Source organism: Streptomyces sp. NPDC079020, from assembly GCF_044542225.1.
Lineage (GTDB): Bacteria > Actinomycetota > Actinomycetes > Streptomycetales > Streptomycetaceae > Streptomyces.
In genome coordinates this window covers 843,545-861,514 of the sequence record NZ_JBITUB010000001.1, presented here as the reverse complement: position 1 = coordinate 861,514, position 17,970 = coordinate 843,545, and the positions used below count along the sequence as shown (strand labels likewise).

The 17,970-nt window shown below is 69.7% G+C and carries 14 protein-coding genes and 2 tRNA genes; 13 read left to right on the top strand and 3 right to left on the bottom strand.

Going from position 1 to position 17,970, the window contains the following annotated elements:
- Positions 1-112 precede the first annotated feature (112 nt).
- Genes ACIGJO_RS03875 through ACIGJO_RS03865 form a run of 3 tightly spaced genes read left to right on the top strand, consistent with a single transcriptional unit; the run spans position 113 to position 4,021 of the window.
- Positions 113-1,030, top strand: a complete 918-nt coding sequence (locus ACIGJO_RS03875; RefSeq protein ID WP_399951533.1) for an ABC transporter ATP-binding protein — start codon at positions 113-115, stop codon at positions 1,028-1,030.
- Positions 1,030-3,492: an FtsX-like permease family protein gene (locus tag ACIGJO_RS03870; RefSeq protein WP_399951530.1), complete on the top strand. Its 2,463-nt coding sequence runs from the start codon at positions 1,030-1,032 to the stop codon at positions 3,490-3,492. Before ACIGJO_RS03875 ends, ACIGJO_RS03870 begins: the two co-directional genes overlap by 1 nt.
- Before the next feature lie 28 nt (positions 3,493-3,520).
- Positions 3,521-4,021, top strand: a complete 501-nt coding sequence (locus tag ACIGJO_RS03865) for an HD domain-containing protein (RefSeq protein ID WP_399951528.1) — start codon at positions 3,521-3,523, stop codon at positions 4,019-4,021.
- A 95-nt stretch (positions 4,022-4,116) separates the two neighbouring features.
- On the opposite strand, the gene ACIGJO_RS03860 is transcribed toward ACIGJO_RS03865, so the two are convergent.
- Positions 4,117-5,301, bottom strand: coding sequence for an acyltransferase family protein (locus tag ACIGJO_RS03860; RefSeq protein ID WP_399951525.1), 1,185 nt, complete (start codon positions 5,299-5,301; stop codon positions 4,117-4,119).
- A gap of 536 nt (positions 5,302-5,837) precedes the next feature.
- On the opposite strand from ACIGJO_RS03860, the gene ACIGJO_RS03855 reads away from it, so the two are divergent.
- Positions 5,838-6,032: a hypothetical protein gene (locus tag ACIGJO_RS03855; RefSeq protein WP_073723181.1), complete on the top strand. Its 195-nt coding sequence runs from the start codon at positions 5,838-5,840 to the stop codon at positions 6,030-6,032.
- 113 nt (positions 6,033-6,145) lie between these two features.
- Here the strand turns inward: ACIGJO_RS03855 and ACIGJO_RS03850 are convergent.
- A tRNA-Gly gene (locus ACIGJO_RS03850) sits at positions 6,146-6,219 on the bottom strand.
- Positions 6,220-6,412: 193 nt separating this feature from the next.
- On the opposite strand from ACIGJO_RS03850, the gene ACIGJO_RS03845 reads away from it, so the two are divergent.
- From ACIGJO_RS03845 to clpX, 5 genes are all read left to right on the top strand, one after another.
- Positions 6,413-6,489, top strand: a tRNA-Pro gene (locus ACIGJO_RS03845).
- Positions 6,490-6,639: 150 nt separating this feature from the next.
- A complete protein-coding gene (tig, locus tag ACIGJO_RS03840; protein WP_399951522.1) occupies positions 6,640-8,037 on the top strand; it encodes a trigger factor in 1,398 nt (465 codons plus the stop codon).
- Positions 8,038-8,352: 315 nt separating this feature from the next.
- Positions 8,353-8,958, top strand: coding sequence for an ATP-dependent Clp protease proteolytic subunit (locus ACIGJO_RS03835; protein WP_329944148.1), 606 nt, complete (start codon positions 8,353-8,355; stop codon positions 8,956-8,958).
- 79 nt (positions 8,959-9,037) lie between these two features.
- A complete protein-coding gene (locus ACIGJO_RS03830) occupies positions 9,038-9,721 on the top strand; it encodes an ATP-dependent Clp protease proteolytic subunit (protein WP_323179675.1) in 684 nt (227 codons plus the stop codon).
- 156 nt (positions 9,722-9,877) lie between these two features.
- A complete protein-coding gene (gene clpX / locus ACIGJO_RS03825) occupies positions 9,878-11,176 on the top strand; it encodes an ATP-dependent Clp protease ATP-binding subunit ClpX (RefSeq protein ID WP_399951519.1) in 1,299 nt (432 codons plus the stop codon).
- 91 nt (positions 11,177-11,267) lie between these two features.
- Here the strand turns inward: clpX and ACIGJO_RS03820 are convergent, their stop codons facing one another.
- Positions 11,268-12,284 (bottom strand): hypothetical protein, encoded by a 1,017-nt coding sequence (locus ACIGJO_RS03820; RefSeq protein WP_399951516.1) that lies wholly within the window; start codon positions 12,282-12,284, stop codon positions 11,268-11,270.
- A gap of 137 nt (positions 12,285-12,421) precedes the next feature.
- On the opposite strand from ACIGJO_RS03820, the gene ACIGJO_RS03815 reads away from it, so the two are divergent.
- The 4 genes from ACIGJO_RS03815 (at position 12,422) to ndk (ending at position 17,708) form a co-directional block, all read left to right on the top strand.
- Positions 12,422-15,043, top strand: a complete 2,622-nt coding sequence (locus ACIGJO_RS03815; protein ID WP_399951513.1) for a valine--tRNA ligase — start codon at positions 12,422-12,424, stop codon at positions 15,041-15,043.
- Between the two features lie 249 nt (positions 15,044-15,292).
- The gene (locus ACIGJO_RS03810; protein WP_399951510.1) at positions 15,293-16,816 is read left to right on the top strand and encodes a bifunctional folylpolyglutamate synthase/dihydrofolate synthase; all 1,524 of its coding nucleotides are present in this window, start codon (positions 15,293-15,295) and stop codon (positions 16,814-16,816) included.
- Positions 16,817-16,819: 3 nt separating this feature from the next.
- Positions 16,820-17,170 carry a DUF4233 domain-containing protein gene (locus ACIGJO_RS03805; RefSeq protein ID WP_399951507.1) on the top strand — a complete coding sequence of 117 codons (351 nt, stop codon included), beginning with the start codon at positions 16,820-16,822 and terminating at the stop codon, positions 17,168-17,170.
- Positions 17,171-17,294: 124 nt separating this feature from the next.
- Complete coding sequence (gene ndk / locus ACIGJO_RS03800; RefSeq protein WP_399951504.1) at positions 17,295-17,708, top strand: nucleoside-diphosphate kinase; 414 nt, start codon at positions 17,295-17,297, stop codon at positions 17,706-17,708.
- Positions 17,709-17,970: the final 262 nt, after the last annotated feature.

The window sequence follows — 17,970 nt, the reverse complement described above, 5'->3', positions numbered from 1 at the left end:
GGGTGGGGCAATCCCCACCCCCGGTCCACCAGCAGCCGCCATGGCCCGTGACACCCCGTGATCCGTACGTTCGAGGTATCGATTCGGACGTGGCGACGGAAGGACACACACCATGGGGCTGCGACGCACGAAGCGCATCGCGCAGGGCTCGCGGGAGGCCCGGAGCTCGCGGGACGCGCGGAGCTCGCAGGCCGCGCGAGGCCCGCGGGAGGACCGGGAGTACGGGGAGCACGAGTACGGGGAGTACGGGGAGAACGGCCGTGCCGACGCGGCCGTCGAACTGCGCGGCGTCCGGCGGCAGTACGGACGGGGCTCCGCCACCGTCCACGCCCTGCGCGGCATCGACCTCACGCTCCCGCGCGGCAGCTTCACCGCCGTGATGGGCCCCTCCGGCTCCGGGAAGTCGACCTTCCTCCAGTGCGCGGCCGGACTCGACCGCCCCACCGAAGGATCCGTACGCCTCGGCGGCACCGAGATCACCGGCATGAGCGAGAACAAGCTCACCGAACTGCGCCGCAGCCGCCTCGGCTTCGTCTTCCAGGCCTTCAACCTGCTGCCGTCCCTGACGGTCGAGCAGAACATCGTGCTGCCCATGCGCCTCGACGGACAGCGCACCGGTTCCGCCGCGGCCCGCCGCAGCGCCGCCGACATGCTCACCCGTGTCGGCCTCGGCGACAAGGGCAACCGGCGCCCCGGCCAGCTCTCCGGCGGCCAGCAGCAGCGCGTCGCCATCGCCCGCGCCCTGGTCACCCGGCCCGACGTGGTCTTCGCCGACGAGCCGACCGGCGCCCTCGACACCACCACCGCCGCCGAGATCCTCGCCCTGCTCCGGCACGCCGTGGACAGCCTCGGCGCGACCGTCGTCATGGTCACCCACGACCCGGCGGCCGCCGCCTGGGCCGACCGCGTGCTCTTCCTCGCCGACGGAGCGATCGCGGACAGCCTGCCGCACGCCACCGCCGAGCGGATCGCGGCCCGGATGACCGCCCTCACGGCCCCCGTCCACGCGCACGCCGGAGTTGCGGCCTGATGTTCACCCCGCACCTCCCGAACGGCCTGGCCCGCGCGGCCGTCCGCTTCCGGCCCTCCTCGTTCGCCGGGACCTTCGTCGCGCTCCTGATGGCCGCCGCGATCGTCTCCGCGTGCGGCATCCTGCTCCAGACCGGCCTCACCGCCTCGGTCCCCGCCGACCGCTACGCCAAGGCCCCCGTCCTCGTCGCCGCCGACCAGCAGGCCCGCATGATGTCCGGCAGTGGCGAGGAGGCCTACGAGGCGACCGCCGTACTCCCGGACACCGCGCGGCTGCCCGCGTCCCTCGTGAAGAAGGCCGCGGCGGCCCCCGGAGCGGCCGCCGCGATCGGCGACCTCACCTTCCCGGTGCACCAGGACCGCACCCCCCTTACCGCCCACGGCTGGGGATCCACCGCGTTCACCGGCACGGAACTGGTCACCGGCGACGCGCCGGAGAGCGGCGAGGTCGTCATCGGCACCGGCATCGAGGGCCGGATCGGCGACACCCTCACCCTGGACACCCCGGCCGGCGCACACGAGTTCCGCGTCTCGGGCACCACCGGCACCGCCGCCACCCTCTGGTTCGCCGACCGGCAGGCCGACGCCGTCTCCGGCCACCCCGGCAAGGTCGACGCCATCGCCGTGCTCGCCGCCCCCGGCACCACCCCCGACGCCCTCGCCGACGAGGTCGGCCGGGCCGTCGGCGCCGCGCACTCCGCGAAGGTCCACACCGGCGACGACCGGGGCAGTGTCGAGGACCCCGGCCTCGCGGGAGCCGAGGAGCTCCTCGTCGGACTCGGCGGCTCCTTCGGCGGCGTCGCCACCATGGTCGCCGTCTTCACCGCCGCCGGTACGGTCGCCCTCTCCGTCGGTCAGCGCAGCCGCGAGTTCGCCCTGCTGCGCGCCATCGGAGCCACCCCGCGCCAGCTGCGCCGCACCATCGCCACCGAATCCCTCCTCGTCGCCCCGCTCGCCGGAGCCCTCGGCACCCTGCCCGGAATCGCCCTGGCGACCTGGTGGTTCGGCCGGCTGAAGGACAAGGGCGCCATCCCCGAAGCCGTACGGCTCGACGTCGGCCCGCTGCCCCTGGGCATCGCCGTCGCCGCCACCGTGCTCACCGCGCTGCTCGCCGGCTACCTCGCCGCCCGCCGCCCGGCGAAGACCAAGCCGGGCCTGGCCCTGGCCCAGAGCGCCGTGGAGGGTGCCCCGTTCGGCTGGATCCGTACGCCGCTGGGCATCCTCTCCCTCATCGGCGGGGGCGTTTTCGCGGGCATCGCCGCCTCCCAGACCGGCGACGACGCCGCCAACGCCGCGCTCGGCGTCGTCATGCTCTTCATGCTGGCCGTCGCCCTGCTCGGCCCGCTGATCGCCCGGCTCTGCGCGGGCGTCCTCGGCCTCCCGCTGCGCGCCGCGGGCGCCTCCGGGGAACTGGCCGCCGCCAACTCCCGTGCGAACGCCCGCCGGCTGGCCTCCGCGATCACCCCGATCGTGCTCGCCATGGCCTTCTCCTCGACCCTCGTCTTCATGCACACCAGCGAGAACCGGGCCGTCGAGCACCAGCAGCGCGACGGCATCACCGCCGACCACATCGTCTCCGCCCCGGTGGGACTCGCCTCCGACGCCACCGAGCGTGCCGCCGGGACCCCCGGCGTCTCCACCGCGGTCGGCCTGCTCCGTACCTCCGTCGTGGTGCCGAGCGGAAGCGGTGGCGACCGATGGCTGGCCACCGCGTCGACCCAGGGCGTCATCGGCTCGGCCGCCGACCTCGCCGAGGTCCAGGACCTCGACGTCCGAACGGGGACGCTCGGCGCCCTCCGCCCCGGCACGGTCGCCATCGACACCACCCTGGCGAACTCCGCGAAGGTCGCCACCGGCGACCGGCTCGCACTGCGCCTCCCGGACGGCACCGAGGCGTCCCCGAAGGTCGTCGCCGTCTACGGCCGGGGCCTGGGCATCTCGCTCGTCACCCTGCCCGCGGCCGACCTCAGGGGCCATGTCACCTCGCCGTACGCCTCCGACGTCCTGGTCCGCGCCACCCCGCGGGCGGCGCGCGCCCTCACCGCCCTGGGCACCGTCACCGACCACTCCGGCTACGCCGCCGCGCAGAACCAGCAGCGGGAGCTCAACGCCTGGGCCAACACCACCATGGCCGCGGTCCTCGGCGGATTCGCCGCGGTCGCGGCCGTGAACACCCTGGTCATGACGGTCCTGGCCCGCCGCCGCGAGCTCACCGTGCTCCGTCTCGTCGGCTCCACCCGGCGCCAGGTCATGAGCATGATCCGCTGGGAGGCCCTGCTGGTCACCGGTGCCGGGATCGTCCTCGGTACGGGCATAGCCCTGGCCACACTCGTCCCGATGATGAAGGGCCTGACGGGCGAGGCACCGTACATCCCCCCGGTGCTGTACGGGTCGTTCGCCGCGGCGACCGTGCTCCTGGGGCTCGGGGCCTCCACCATCCCGGCCCGTGCGGCCCTGCGCTGAGAGCCTGTCGGGCCGTACAGTCGGGGCCGTGCCCACCCCACAGCTGACCCTGGCCGAGATCGAGGCGATCGCCCGCGCGGCCCACGCGACCCAGCGGGACAAGGCGGGACGCCCGTACACCGAACACCTCGCGGCGGTCGCCGAGGGGGTACGGGCCCGGGGCGGCAGCGACGGACAGATCGCCGCGGCCTGGCTGCACGACGCGGTCGAGGACGACGTGCTCTCCGTCGGCTGGCTGGCCGGGGCGGCGCTGCCGCAACAGGTCAAGGACATGGTCCTCGCCGTTACCGGACGGCCCGGCGAGGACCTGTCCGCGTACACCGGACGGATCCTCGCCACCCCGGGCGCCCTGCTCGTCAAGGAGGCGGACCTGGCCCACAACGCCGACCCGGCCCGCCTCGCGGTCCTGGAACCGGCGACCCGTACCCGGCTGGCAGCGAAATATGCGCAGGTGCGCGGCCTGTTGGGTCTCACCGCGCCGGAATCGCCCGCCGACCGTCAGGATCAAGCCAACCCGGCGACGCACTGACGGAAGCGCCGCACGCGCACGCCGCACCCGCACCCGCAACCGCGTGGGCCCGGCCGGAAACCCGGCCGGGCCCACGCGGTCGAGCGGGAACCGCCTCAGCGCCGCCCGGCGGCGTCGCGGCGGAACGCCCAGTCCATGTCCGGCTCCGTCGCGAAACGCAGCGCGCGCCGCACCGGCGGAGTGCACAGGAGCGTCACCGCGGCGGCGGCGACGGCCGAGACGACGACCAGCCCGGCCGGCTCGGCGAGCCACTCCTGCCGGTCGAACAGCCCCGCGTACCCGGCGCCCTTGATCAGGAAGCCGTGCAGCAGATAGCCGCAGATGGTGCCGGCGCCCAGCACCGTGAACCACATGCGGCGGCGCGGCACCCAGGCCAGGAACCCGGCGGTCAGCACCAGGGCGCACCCGAACATCGCCAGGGACATCACCGCCCCCGACCACCACGGAGCGCCCAGCTCCTGCGCGCTGTTGCTGCGGTAGAACCAGCCGAGCTGCATACGCGGGGCGGCCCAGTAGGCGAAGAGCAGGGCCCCCGCGAAGAGCGGCAGGGACAGCAGCCGCACCTCGCGGCGGCGGATCATCTCGAAGTGCTCGGGCTTCATGACCAGACCGAGCACGAAGAACGGCAGGAACTGCAGAACCCGCTGGAGATCGAGGTCGTCGCCGATGTCCGGCGACACCGAGGCGAGCACGGCGATCGTCAGCGCGATCGGCAGCGGGTGCCGCAGCGCGCGCCAGATCGGCGTGGTGATCCGCCAGACGAAGAGGGCGACCAGGAACCAGGTCAGGAACAGCGGATCGAGCAGGCTGACCGCCTCGTCGGCCGAGCCGCCCGCGTACCGCTTGAACAGCGCGTACGCGGTCTCGAACAGCACATAGGGAACAGCGACCCCGGTGACCAGGCGTTTCACCTTGGCGGGTGTCATGTCGAAGGAGCGGGAGAAGTAGCCGGAGATGAGGATGAAGGCCGGCATGTGGAACGTGTAGACGACCAGGTACAGCGCCCGGGTGGCCCGGCTGCCGTCCATCACCGGTTCCCAGGCGTGCGCCACGGCGACCAGCACGATGGCCAGATACTTCACATTGTCGAAGTAGGGATCACGTTTCTTCGAGGGTGCGGCGGACGACGCCGACGCGGACGAGGGGGTGACCGACGGCGTGACCGGAACCGTGGTGGGGGAGGTCCGGGTGGCCGTCATGGTCTGTTCGTTTCTGGGCTCCGACTCCCGGGTCGCTGGGGGGAGCGGGGCCCTCTTGAATGCGCTCGGAGCTTGGAACATCTAAGGCACCTTAGACCCGTTGATTGGCGTTCGTAAAACGACCACGAGATATCGCGTGTTCCCACCCATTCGAAAGTGAAACTACCAAAAACCGACCGTTATGACACGACTGATCCCCCTTAAATAGTGCATATCGTCGGGTGGTTGGGGTCAGTGAATTACGTCGCACTTGGTGTCGGCAATAGCCTGTGAACGAAGTGTGGGGATACAGAAACGATCACTGTGATTCATATTCGGCCCCGTGTCCCCGGCGACGGATTCACAGTTCACCCACAGCGCCCGTACAGATTTCGGTGAATCCCCGGCGGTACCGCCCGTGCCGGGATCCGGAACCAGCCCCCGGACCTGCCCCGGACCCGCCCCGGACCCCGCCGGGTTCCTCCGATCCGGCTCCGAGGATGGCGGGATCCGGTCAGTTCGGTTCATCAGGCGGCAGCAACCACAGGGGAGTTGGTGGCACGATGGACGCAAACGGGGCGCGCTCTGGTGCACGCTTCCGGGCCGGCAAGGCGGACCGACCGAGGGTGTGATCAGACGTGGCTATTTCACTGTCTATGGTGCTGCTGTTCGCGGTCATCCTGGTGGTGCTGATCCGAGGCGGATCGATCAAGGCCGGGCCCGCGATCGTGGCAGTGCTGTTCGGCTTCTTCCTGGCGTCGACCGGCATGGCGCCGTCGATCAACAGGTTCATGAACTCGATAGCGGACACCATCAACCAGATCAGCTTCTGACCGCGCGCCCCCGCCCGGCATCCCCGGGCGGGCGCGGCGCGTGATCCGCGTCACGCGGGAGTACACGCAAAAGGCCCGGTCCGACGAGGTTGTCGTCGGACCGGGCCCAAGCATGGAGCGGGCGACGGGAATCGAACCCGCGTAGCTAGTTTGGAAGACTAGGGCTCTACCATTGAGCTACGCCCGCAAGCACCGCACCGGAGGTCGTCGCGACCTCGGTACGAAGAGCATCGTAGCGGGTCCGTGACCCGCTCCGCACACCCGTTGTGTTCCGGCTGTTTTCCCGGCCCCATGAGGGCCGGGTCCGGGCCGGTCGCCCGGCCGCCGGCGAAAGCGGCGGATGCACCGCCCTTCTGCATGTACCCTACGTGTCGCACCGACGGGGTGTGGCGCAGCTTGGTAGCGCGTCCGCTTTGGGAGCGGAAGGTCGTCGGTTCGAATCCGGCCACCCCGACCACCGGCAAGATCGCATTGTGGGAGTCATCCCCCTTGCCGTTACTATGCAAAATGCGTGCCCGTGTGTCTGATGTACCGGGCTCGGTCCGCGAAGCCGCCTCTCGGCGGCCCAGCAGAACCCCAAGAAGTCAGCCACCAAGGAGACCGAACCGTGAAGAGCGCCGTGGAGACCCTGAACCCGACCCGGGTTCGGCTCAGCATCGAGGTGCCCTTCGAGGAGCTCAAGGACAGCCTCGACGCGGCGTACAAGAAGATCAACCAGCAGGTCACGGTGAAGGGCTTCCGCAAGGGCAAGATCCCGGCCCGGGTCATCGACCAGCGGTTCGGCCGTGGTGCGGTGCTGGAGGAGGCCGTCAACGACGCCCTCCCGAAGTTCTACACCGAGGCCGTCAACGAGGGTGAGCTGAACGTCCTCGGCCAGCCCGAGGTCGACATCACCGAGCTGAAGGACGGCGAGCTGCTGGCCTTCACCGCCGAGGTTGACGTACGCCCCGAGATCGAGATCCCGGACTACTCCGGCATCGAGGTCACCGTGGACGCCCTTGAGGTCACCGATGAGGACGTCGAGAAGGCCGTGGAGCAGCTCCGCGAGCGCTTCGCCTCCACCAACCCGGTCGAGCGCGCCGCCGCGGAGGGCGACGTCGTGACGATCGACCTGGAGGCCAAGGTCGACGGAGAGGTCCTGGAGGACGGCGTGGCCGCGGGTGTCTCGTACACCATCGGTTCCGGCGAGCTCCTCGACGGCATCGACGAGGCCGTGACCGGCCTGGAGGCCGGTGGCGAGGCCACCTTCACCTCCGAGCTGAAGGGCGGCTCCGCCGAGGGCAAGGAAGCGGAGGTCACCGTCAAGGTCACCGCCGTCGCCGCCCGTGAGCTTCCCGAGCTGGACGACGACTTCGCCCAGATGGCAAGCGAGTTCGACACGCTCGACGAGCTCAAGGCGGACAGCCGCAAGCGCCTGGAGAACACCAAGCAGTACGACCAGGCCACCCAGGCCCAGGAGCGCGTCCTGGACGAGCTGCTGAAGCTCGCCGAGGTCCCGATCCCCGAGAAGCTCCTCGCGGACGAGGTCCAGACCCGCAAGCACAACCTGGAGCACCACCAGCTCGGCCAGATGGGTCTCGACCTGGAGAAGTACCTGGAGATCCAGGGCAAGACCCTCGAAGAGTTCGAGGCCGAGACCGCCGAGCAGGCGATCAAGGGCATCAAGACCCAGTTCATCCTGGACGAGCTCGTCAACAAGGAGAAGCTGAACGTCAACCAGGAGGAGCTCACCGAGCACCTCATGCGGCGTGCGGCCTCCTCCGGCATGAGCCCCGACCAGTTCGCCCAGGCCGTCGTCGAGGGTGGCCAGGTGCCGATGCTCGTCGGCGAGGTCGCCCGCGGCAAGGCGCTCGCCGTGGTCGTCGAGGCCGCCAAGGTCACCGACACCAACGGTGAGGTCGTCGACCTCGAGGACGAGGACGTCGAGGCCGTGGCCGAGACCGCCACCGAGGAGAGCACCGAGGCAGCCGCCGAGGCGCAGCCCGCGGAGAAGACCGAGGCCTGAGTCCCGCGCCGACCGGCCCCGGCCGGTCGGCACGGAACGGTTCGTACGACGGGCCCCGGACGCATCGCGTCCGGGGCCCGTCGCCGTACCGGGTCCGAAGGCCGCCGTCGTATCGCCGTGCGACCACCGGAACCCTTGTGCCCACTGCGGACCTTGCGCTCCCAGCGAACAGTTGGGGAAGCGGGATGGCGTTGTCCTACCTGCGCGTTAGGGTCCATGAATAGGAAGGGTGGGGGATTCCCCGCCCACCCGGTACGAAGACGCTGAGACGGCCGGAGCCGTCAGAGACGAGCAGGTGGATACGTGACGAATCTGATGCCCTACGCCGCCGGAGAGCCGTCCCTCGGTGGAGGCCTCGGTGACCAGGTCTACAGCCGACTGCTCGGCGAGCGCATCATCTTCCTCGGTCAGCAGGTCGACGATGACATCGCCAACAAGATCACCGCACAGCTTCTCCTCCTTGCCGCCGATCCGGACAAGGACATCTACCTCTACATCAACAGCCCCGGCGGCTCGGTGACGGCAGGCATGGCGGTCTACGACACCATGCAGTACATCCCGAACGACGTGGTCACCATCGGTATGGGCATGGCGGCCTCGATGGGCCAGTTCCTGCTCACCGGCGGCTCCGCGGGCAAGCGCTTCGCGCTCCCGAACACCGACATCCTCATGCACCAGGGTTCGGCCGGCATCGGCGGTACCGCCTCGGACATCAAGATCCAGGCCGAGTACCTGCTCCGCACGAAGAAGCGGATGGCGGAGATCACCGCCCACCACTCCGGCCAGACCGTGGAGACGATCATCCGCGACGGCGACCGCGACCGCTGGTACACCGCGGAGGAGGCCAAGGAGTACGGCCTCATCGACGAGATCATCACGTTCGCGTCGGGCATCCCGGGCGGCGGCGGCACCGGTGCCTGATCCGGCTTCCACCGGACCTGCAGCACCTGCCGCGCACCTCTCGTACGCCGAGATCCCCAGCCCACAGAACGCCACCAGGATGGTGAACACCCACATGAACAACTTCCCCGGCGCCTCCGCGAGCGGCCTCTACACCGGCCCGCAGGTGGACAACCGCTACGTCGTCCCGCGCTTCGTGGAGCGCACCTCGCAGGGTGTGCGTGAGTACGACCCGTACGCGAAGCTCTTCGAGGAGCGCGTGATCTTCCTCGGCGTCCAGATCGACGACGCCTCGGCCAACGACGTCATGGCGCAGCTGCTGTGCCTGGAGTCGATGGACCCGGACCGCGACATCTCGATCTACATCAACAGCCCCGGCGGCTCGTTCACCGCGCTCACCGCGATCTACGACACGATGCAGTTCGTGAAGCCGGACATCCAGACGGTCTGCATGGGCCAGGCGGCCTCCGCCGCCGCCGTCCTGCTGGCCGCGGGCACGCCGGGCAAGCGCATGGCGCTCCCGCACGCCCGGGTGCTCATCCACCAGCCGTCCTCGCAGACCGGCCGCGAGCAGCTCTCCGACCTGGAGATCGCGGCCAACGAGATCCTGCGGATGCGTACGCAGCTGGAGGAGATGCTGGCCAAGCACTCCACCACCCCGCTGGAGAAGATCAGCGAGGACATCGAGCGCGACAAGATCCTGACCGCCGAGGACGCCCTCGCGTACGGTCTGGTGGACCAGATCGTCTCCACCCGTAAGACCACGGCCGGCGCAGCCGTCTGACGTCGGTCTTTCCCCTTGGCACAGTCCGATCGCACGGCCCGGACCGTGTGAACCGTGCCAAGGGGGGCCCGAACGGGGGGCCAGGCAAGGTACCGTCGGATAGAGGCACCAGGAGTCGCTGAACCAGGCGTCTCCCAGGCGAAGGGGAAGCACCTCGTGGCACGCATCGGTGATGGCGGCGACCTGCTCAAGTGCTCGTTCTGCGGAAAGAGCCAGAAGCAGGTGAAGAAGCTCATCGCGGGACCCGGTGTGTACATCTGCGACGAGTGCATCGATCTCTGCAACGAGATCATTGAGGAGGAGCTCGCCGAGACCTCCGAGGTGCGTTGGGAAGAGCTTCCCAAGCCTCGGGAGATCTACGAGTTCCTCGAGGGGTACGTCGTCGGGCAGGAGCCCGCGAAGAAGGCCCTCTCGGTCGCGGTGTACAACCACTACAAAAGGGTCCAGGCCGGGGAGAACGGTGGCGGCGCGAATCGCGAGGACGCGATCGAGCTCGCCAAGTCCAACATCCTGCTGCTGGGTCCCACGGGCTCCGGCAAGACGCTCCTCGCGCAGACACTGGCCCGCATGCTCAACGTCCCGTTCGCCATCGCCGACGCGACGGCGCTGACGGAGGCCGGCTATGTCGGCGAGGACGTCGAGAACATCCTGCTCAAGCTGATCCAGGCGGCCGACTACGACGTCAAGAAGGCCGAGACCGGGATCATCTACATCGACGAGATCGACAAGGTCGCCCGCAAGAGCGAGAACCCGTCGATCACCCGCGATGTCTCGGGCGAGGGTGTCCAGCAGGCCCTGCTGAAGATCCTGGAGGGCACCACCGCCTCCGTACCGCCGCAGGGCGGACGCAAGCACCCGCACCAGGAGTTCATCCAGATCGACACGACGAACGTGCTGTTCATCGTGGGCGGTGCCTTCTCCGGTCTGGAGAAGATCATCGAGTCGCGGGCCGGCGCCAAGGGCATCGGCTTCGGCGCGACGATCCGCTCCAAGCTGGAGATCCAGGCGAGCGACCAGTTCCAGGAGGTCATGCCGGAGGACCTGGTGAAGTTCGGGATGATCCCCGAGTTCATCGGCCGTCTCCCCGTGCTGACCTCGGTGCACAACCTGGACCGCGAAGCACTGCTCCAGATCCTGGTCGAGCCGCGCAACGCCCTGGTGAAGCAGTACCAGAGGCTGTTCGAACTCGACGGTGTGGAGCTGGACTTCGAGCGCGAGGCCCTGGAGGCCATCGCCGACCAGGCGATCCTGCGCCAGACGGGCGCACGCGGTCTGCGCGCCATCATGGAGGAAGTCCTCCAGTCCGTGATGTACGAGGTCCCGTCCCGCAAGGACGTCGCCCGCGTCGTCATCACTGCGGACGTCGTCCGCAACAACGTGAATCCCACGCTGGTCCCGCGCGAGCCGCGCACGATCGGCAAGAACGACGGCGGCCGCCACGAGAAGTCCGCGTAGCGGCACAGCAGCACGACGTACGCCGAAGGGGCGCCCGACCGGTCAACCGGCGGGCGCCCCTTCGCTGTTGTGCGGACCAGGCCTGTGGGTGTCAGACCTTGGTGCGGGAGGTGTTGTAGAGCTTCGCGGCAAGGGCTGCCACCTCGTCCTGCGCCATGCCCTTGCCCGTCAGGGCGCCGCCGACGTCGATCGCGACGACGATGCCCACGGTGCTGTAGTCGGACCAGACACAGACCGGCGTGATCATCTCCTTCGGCCCGCCCGCCGCGGTGCCGTCGGCCTTGTCGTTGACCATCTTGAGGTCCTGGCACTTCATCAGCGCGCCCTCGAAACCGGCCGGCTTGACGTTCTTGGCACTGCCGACCAGGGAGACCTTCTGGCCGCCGCTGCTCTTGGACATGTCCTTCTCGGCGTCGTTGAACGCGTTGTCGACGACCTTCGCCGGGTCGGTGACCTCACCCCAGAAGCCCGTGAGCATGAGCATCTTCATGGTGAGCGGGTTCTCCTCGGAGCCGCTCTTGTACGCGGCGCCCGCCTGATGGGCGTTCTCGATGCCCATGGCCTCGGCCTTGGCCTTGTCCGTCCCGGTGACGGGGCCCGAGGGTGCCGACCCCGAGCTGTCCTTCTTGTAGTCGTCCACCGCGGCCGCGGGCGTCAGCTTGTAGCCCTTGGTGGAGTCCGCCACATCGCTGTTGCTGGAACCGCCGGAGGTGAGGAAGTACACCCCGCCCGCGATGACCGCCAGCGCCACCACGCCCACACCGACGATCAGGCCGGTCTTCTTCTTCGGCTGGGCCGGGGGGAACGGGGGCTGGCCGCCGTAGGCCTGCTGGCCGCCGTAGGGGGGAGCGGGGGGCTGCTGGCCGTACGGGCCCGGCTGCTGGCCCTGCGGGTAGCCGTAGCCCTGCGGGGGCTGCTGCGGGGGAACGCCCTGGGGGGCCTGCTGCGGGTAGCCGTAGCCGGGCTGGCCCTGCGGGGGACCCTGGGGCGGCTGGCCGCCGTACGGTCCGGGCTGCTGTCCGTACGGTCCGGGCTGGCCCTGACCATAGGGTCCGGGCTGGCCCTGGGGCGGCTGCCCGCCGTACGGGCCCGGCTGGTTGTAGCTCATTGCGCTGTCCCCTCCAGAATGCTTATGCGTTCCGAACATCCTGGCGGAAGCGGCACTGGCATGGGGCATCGCGGATCACACCGTTACTGAACAATCCCGTTTCAGTGCAGGACTGTGACGGCCCTAAACTGTCCCCCGTGACCGAGAACACTCAGCAGCAGCCAGCCAGCAACCCCGAACTGCCGACCCAGTACGCGCCGGCCGATGTAGAGGGGAAGCTGTATGAGCGCTGGGTAGAACGCGGGTACTTCGAAGCGGACGAACACAGCGACAAGCCGCCCTTCAGCATCGTCATCCCGCCGCCGAACGTCACCGGAAGCCTCCACCTCGGGCATGCCTTCGAGCACACCCTGATCGACGCCCTCGTCCGCCGCAAGCGCATGCAGGGCTTCGAGGCGCTGTACCAGCCCGGCATGGACCACGCCGGAATCGCCACCCAGAACGTCGTCGAGCGCGAGCTCGGCAAGGAGGGCAAGTCCCGCCACGACCTGGGCCGCGAGGCCTTCGTCGAGCGCGTCTGGAAGTGGAAGAAGGAGTCGGGCGGCCAGATCGCGGGGCAGATGCGCCGCCTCGGCGAGGGCGTCGCCTGGTCCCGTGAGCGCTTCACCATGGACGAGGGCCTGTCCACCGCCGTCCAGACCATCTTCAAGCGGATGTACGACGACGGCCTGATCTACCGCGCCGAGCGCATCATCAACTGGTGCCCCCGCTGTCTGACCGCGATCTCGGACATCGAGGTCGAGTACCAGGACGACGACGGCGAGCTCGTCTCCATGACGTACGGCGAGGGCGAGGAGACCATCGTCGTCGCCACGACCCGCGCCGAGACGATGCTCGGTGACACGGCTGTCGCCGTCCACCCCGACGACGAGCGCTACCGCCACCTCGTCGGCAAGCAGATCAAGCTGCCGCTCACCGACCGCACGATCCCGGTCGTCGCCGACCACCACGTCGACCCGGAGTTCGGCACCGGCGCCGTCAAGGTGACCCCCGCGCACGACCCGAACGACTTCGAGATCGGCAAGCGCCACGACCTGCCGTTCCTCACGGTCATGGACGAGCGCGCCGTCATCACGGTCCCCGGCCCCTTCCAGGGTCTGGACCGTCTGGAGGCCCGCTCCGCCATCGTCGCCGCGCTGCGCGCCGAGGGCCGGATCGTCGCCGAGAAGCGGCCCTACGTCCACTCGGTCGGCCACTGCTCACGCTGCAAGACCACCATCGAGCCGCGCCTCTCCCTCCAGTGGTGGGTCAAGGTCGCGCCGCTCGCCAAGGCGGCCGGTGACGCCGTCCGCGACGGTAAGGTCAAGATCCACCCGCAGGAGATGGAGAAGCGGTACTTCGACTGGGTCGACAACCTCCACGACTGGACGATCTCGCGCCAGCTCTGGTGGGGCCACCGCATCCCCGTCTGGTACGGCCCGAACGGCGAGGTCGTCTGCGTCGGACCGGACGAGGAAGCGCCCACGGGCGAGGGCTGGACCCAGGACAGCGATGTCCTGGACACCTGGTTCTCCTCCGGCCTGTGGCCGTTCTCCACGCTGGGCTGGCCGGAACAGACCGACAGCCTCGCGAAGTTCTACCCGAACTCCGTCCTGGTCACCGGCTACGACATCCTCTTCTTCTGGGTCGCCCGGATGATGATGTTCGGCCTGTACGTCAACGACGGCGTCCCGCCGTTCGAGACCGTCGTCCTGCACGGCATGGTCCGCGACGAGCACGGCAAGAAGATGTCGAAGTCCTTCGGCAACGTGGTCAATCCGCTGGACTGGATGGACAAGTACGGCTCCGACGCCCTGCGCTTCACGCTGGCGCGCGGCGCCAACCCGGGCACCGACGTCCCGATCGGTGAGGAGTGGGTCCAGGGCTCGGCCAAGTTCGCCAACAAGATCTGGAACGCCACCCGCTTCGCGCTGATGAACGGCGCCACGATCGAGGGCGAGCTGCCGCCCGCCGACGAGCTGTCGGTGACCGACCGCTGGATCCTGTCCCGGCTCAACAAGACCGTGGCCGAGGTCGACGCGTTCTACGACGACTACCAGTTCGCCAAGCTCAGTGAGGTGCTGCGGCACTTCGCGTGGGACGAGGTCTTCGACTGGTACGTCGAGCTGTCCAAGACCACGTTCTTCGCGGGCGGCCGGCCGGCCGAGGTCTCCGGCCGGGTCCTCGGCGAGGTCCTCGATGTGATGCTGCGACTGCTGCACCCCATCGTCCCGTTCGTCACCGAGACGCTCTGGACCGCGCTCACCGCCCGGGAGTCCGTGGTCATCGCCGACTGGCCGGCCGACTCCGGCTTCCGGGACGACGCGGCCGAGCGGGAGATCGAGCTGGTCCAGCAGGTCGTCACCGAGGTCCGCCGGTTCCGCTCGGACCAGGGCCTCCAGCCCGGCCAGAAGGTCCCGGCCGAGCTGACCCTGACCGGCACGGCGCTCGCCCCGCACGAGGCGGCCATCCGCCAGCTGCTGCGGCTCCAGCCCGCCGGGGACGGCTTCCACGCCACGGCGACGCTGCCCGTCGCGGGGGCCACGGTCGCCCTCGACCTCTCCGGCACGATCGACATCCCGGCCGAGCGCAAGCGCCTCACGAAGGACCTGGAGGCCGCGGGCAAGGAGAAGGCCCAGGCCAACGGGAAGCTCGGCAACGAGGCGTTCCTGGCCAAGGCCCCGGACAACGTGGTCGACAAGATCCGCGGCCGGCTGTCCAAGGCCGAGGCCGACATCGAGCGGATCACCGCCCAGCTGGCGAGCCTGCCGCAGGGATGATGACCTGAGGGCGAAGCCCCCGCACCCCCGACCGACCGGGGAATGCGGGGGCTTCGTCGTACCCGGGCGCCGCTCGGGGCTCCCTCGGCTCAGGACTCCCGCCGCTCAGGGCTGCCGTGGTCGGTCAGACCAGCGGGCGGGGGCCCGGCGGAGGTCCTGGCGAGGGCCGGACGGCTGATCCGCCCGTCGTGCCCGCCCCCGTCGCCGGGCGCTGCGCGCGTTGTCCGCGCCCATCCGTAGACTGGTCCCGTGAGTGAGCCCCGCCCTTCAGACCGGCACGACGCGTCAGAGTCCGACGACACCTTCGCGGAGATCGTCGACGAAGCGACCCAGCGCGACCCCGACCTGGCGGTGATCGAGGCCGGGAGCCGCACCCTGCGCACCCGGTCCGGACCGCCCCAGGGCGATACCGTCCCCACCCGCCCGGCCGACCCCGAGACCGACAGGGCGCTGCACGCCGTGGAGCAGGAGCTCGCCGGCCGCTGGGGCGAGACCAAGCTCGAACCCTCGGTGACGCGGATCGCGGCCCTGATGGACGTGCTCGGCGAACCGCAGCGCGCGTACCCCTCCATCCACATCACCGGCACCAATGGCAAGACCAGCACGGCCCGCATGGTCGAGGCCCTGCTCAACGCCTTCGAGCTGCGCACCGGCCGCTACACCTCGCCGCACGTCCAGTCGATCACCGAGCGGATCAGCCTGGACGGCGCCCCGATCGAGGCCACACGCTTCATCGAGACGTACGAGGACATCAAGCCGTACGTCGAGATGGTCGACACCCAGCAGCCCTACCGGCTGTCGTTCTTCGAGGTGCTGACCGGCATGGCGTACGCGGCCTTCGCCGACGCGCCGGTCGACGTCGCGGTCGTCGAGGTCGGCATGGGCGGCACCTGGGACGCGACGAACGTGATCGACGCCTCCGTCGCCGTCGTCACCCCGATCTCGCTGGACCACACCGACCGGCTCGGTTCCACGCCCGCCGAGATCGCGGGGGAGAAGTCCGGGATCATCAAGCAGGGTGCCACCGTCATCCTGGCGCAGCAGCCGGTCGACGCGGCGCAGGTGATGCTGAAGAAGGCCGTCGAGGTGGACGCCACCGTCGCCCGCGAGGGCATGGAGTTCGGCGTCGCCTCCCGGGAGATCGCGGTCGGCGGCCAGCTGCTGACGCTGCGCGGTCTCGGCGGTGAGTACGACCAGATCTTCCTCCCGCTGTACGGGGCCCACCAGGCGCACAACGCCGCGGTGGCGCTCGCCGCGGTCGAGGCGTTCTTCGGCATCGGTGCCGAGCAGGCCCGGACGCTCGACATCGACGCGATCCGCAAGGCCTTCGCCTCGGTGCTGTCGCCGGGCCGCCTCGAAGTGGTCCGCTCCAGCCCGACCGTCGTCCTGGACGCCGCCCACAACCCGGCGGGTGCCCGTGCGGCGTCGGAGGGGATCTCCGAGGCGTTCGGCTTCTCCCGGCTCATCGGGGTGGTCGGGGCGAGCGGCGACAAGGATGTGCGCGGGCTGCTCGAAGCGTTCGAGCCGATCTTCGCCGAGGTCGTGATCACCCAGAACTCCAGCGCCCGTTCGATGGACGCGGACGAGCTGGCCGGTATCGCCGTCGAGGTCTTCGGCAACGACCGGGTCCAGGTCGAGCCGCGGCTGGACGACGCGCTGGAGGCGGCGATCACGCTCGCCGAGGAGCACGAGGAGTACGCGGGCGCCGGGGTCCTGGTGACCGGATCCGTGATCACGGTCGGCGAGGCCCGGCTGCTGCTGGGAAGGGGCTGAGGGGTGCGTACGCTCTGCGCGTCGACGCTGATCGGCGAGTTCTTCGTGATCGGCTTCGCCGGTCTCGTCGCGATGAAGTCCGACGACCTGACGGCGGCCACGGTCTGGACGGTCTGCGGCATCGGCATGCTGCTGTCCGTGCTGCTGTGCGGGATGATCACCCGCCCCGGCGGGGTGCAGCTCGGCTGGGTGCTCCAGATCGCTCTGGTGCTGAGCGGTTTCGTGGTCCCGATGATGTTCATCCTCGGCCTGGCCTTCGGCGGTCTGTGGTGGGCCTCGGTGCACTACGGCCGCAAGATCGACGAGGCGAAGGCGCGCTGGGCGGCACAGGAGGCCACCGAGGCCCCGGCCTGACGCCGGCCCCCTGGCCCGCCGATTCCGGGCCAGGGGATGACGCTGCGTAAACCCGGGCGCCGGCCCGTTCCCGTACCCCTGTAATCTCGCCTCACCGCACCCGTATGCCTGCAAGGAGCCGCACATGACTCAGCGCACCCTCGTCCTTCTCAAGCCGGACGCCGTCAGGCGTGGGCTGATCGGCGAGATCGTCGGCCGTATCGAGCGCAAGGCCGGCTGGCAGATCACCGCGCTGGAGCTGCGCACGCTGGACCAGGAGACGCTGGAGCAGCACTACGGCGAGCACAAGGGCCGCCCGTTCTACGAGCCGCTCGTCGAGTTCATGGCCTCCGGGCCCGTCGTCGCCCTGGTGGCCCAGGGCGAGCGGGTCATCGAGGGTGTCCGCGCCCTGGCCGGCCCCACCGACCCGATCGCCGCCGCGCCCGGCTCGATCCGCGGTGACTTCGGGACGATCACCCGGGAGAACCTCATCCACGCCTCGGACTCCGAGGAGTCCGCGGAGCGAGAACTCAAGCTGTTCTTTCCGGGACTTTCCTGACTTCGGATCGGCCAATCAGCGCTCATGACCTGGGGCGACCGAAGTAATTCGGTCGCCCTTCGGCATAGGGTTCCGGATCGCGGGAACGCATCCCACCGACGTAACGTCACCATGGGTGGAACGCGAACCCGTTCCGCTCGCCATGGCGAAGGACCCTCGCGCTGTGTCCGTGCATACGGCACTACGATGGAAGCTTCCACGCCCGCAGCGCCAACCCTCGCCTACCAAAAAAAGCCATCTCCGCTTCTTGGGAAGGCCCGAC

Coding starts and splice junctions, on each gene's coding strand:
- ACIGJO_RS03875 (WP_399951533.1), top strand. CDS start 113: ATGGGGCTGCGACGCACGAAGCGCATCGCGCAGGGCTCGCGGGAGGCC.
- ACIGJO_RS03870 (WP_399951530.1), top strand. CDS start 1,030: ATGTTCACCCCGCACCTCCCGAACGGCCTGGCCCGCGCGGCCGTCCGC.
- ACIGJO_RS03860 (WP_399951525.1), bottom strand. CDS start 5,301: ATGTTCCAAGCTCCGAGCGCATTCAAGAGGGCCCCGCTCCCCCCAGCG.
- ACIGJO_RS03835 (WP_329944148.1), top strand. CDS start 8,353: ATGCCCTACGCCGCCGGAGAGCCGTCCCTCGGTGGAGGCCTCGGTGAC.
- ACIGJO_RS03830 (WP_323179675.1), top strand. CDS start 9,038: ATGGTGAACACCCACATGAACAACTTCCCCGGCGCCTCCGCGAGCGGC.
- ACIGJO_RS03820 (WP_399951516.1), bottom strand. CDS start 12,284: ATGAGCTACAACCAGCCGGGCCCGTACGGCGGGCAGCCGCCCCAGGGC.
- ndk (WP_399951504.1), top strand. CDS start 17,295: ATGACTCAGCGCACCCTCGTCCTTCTCAAGCCGGACGCCGTCAGGCGT.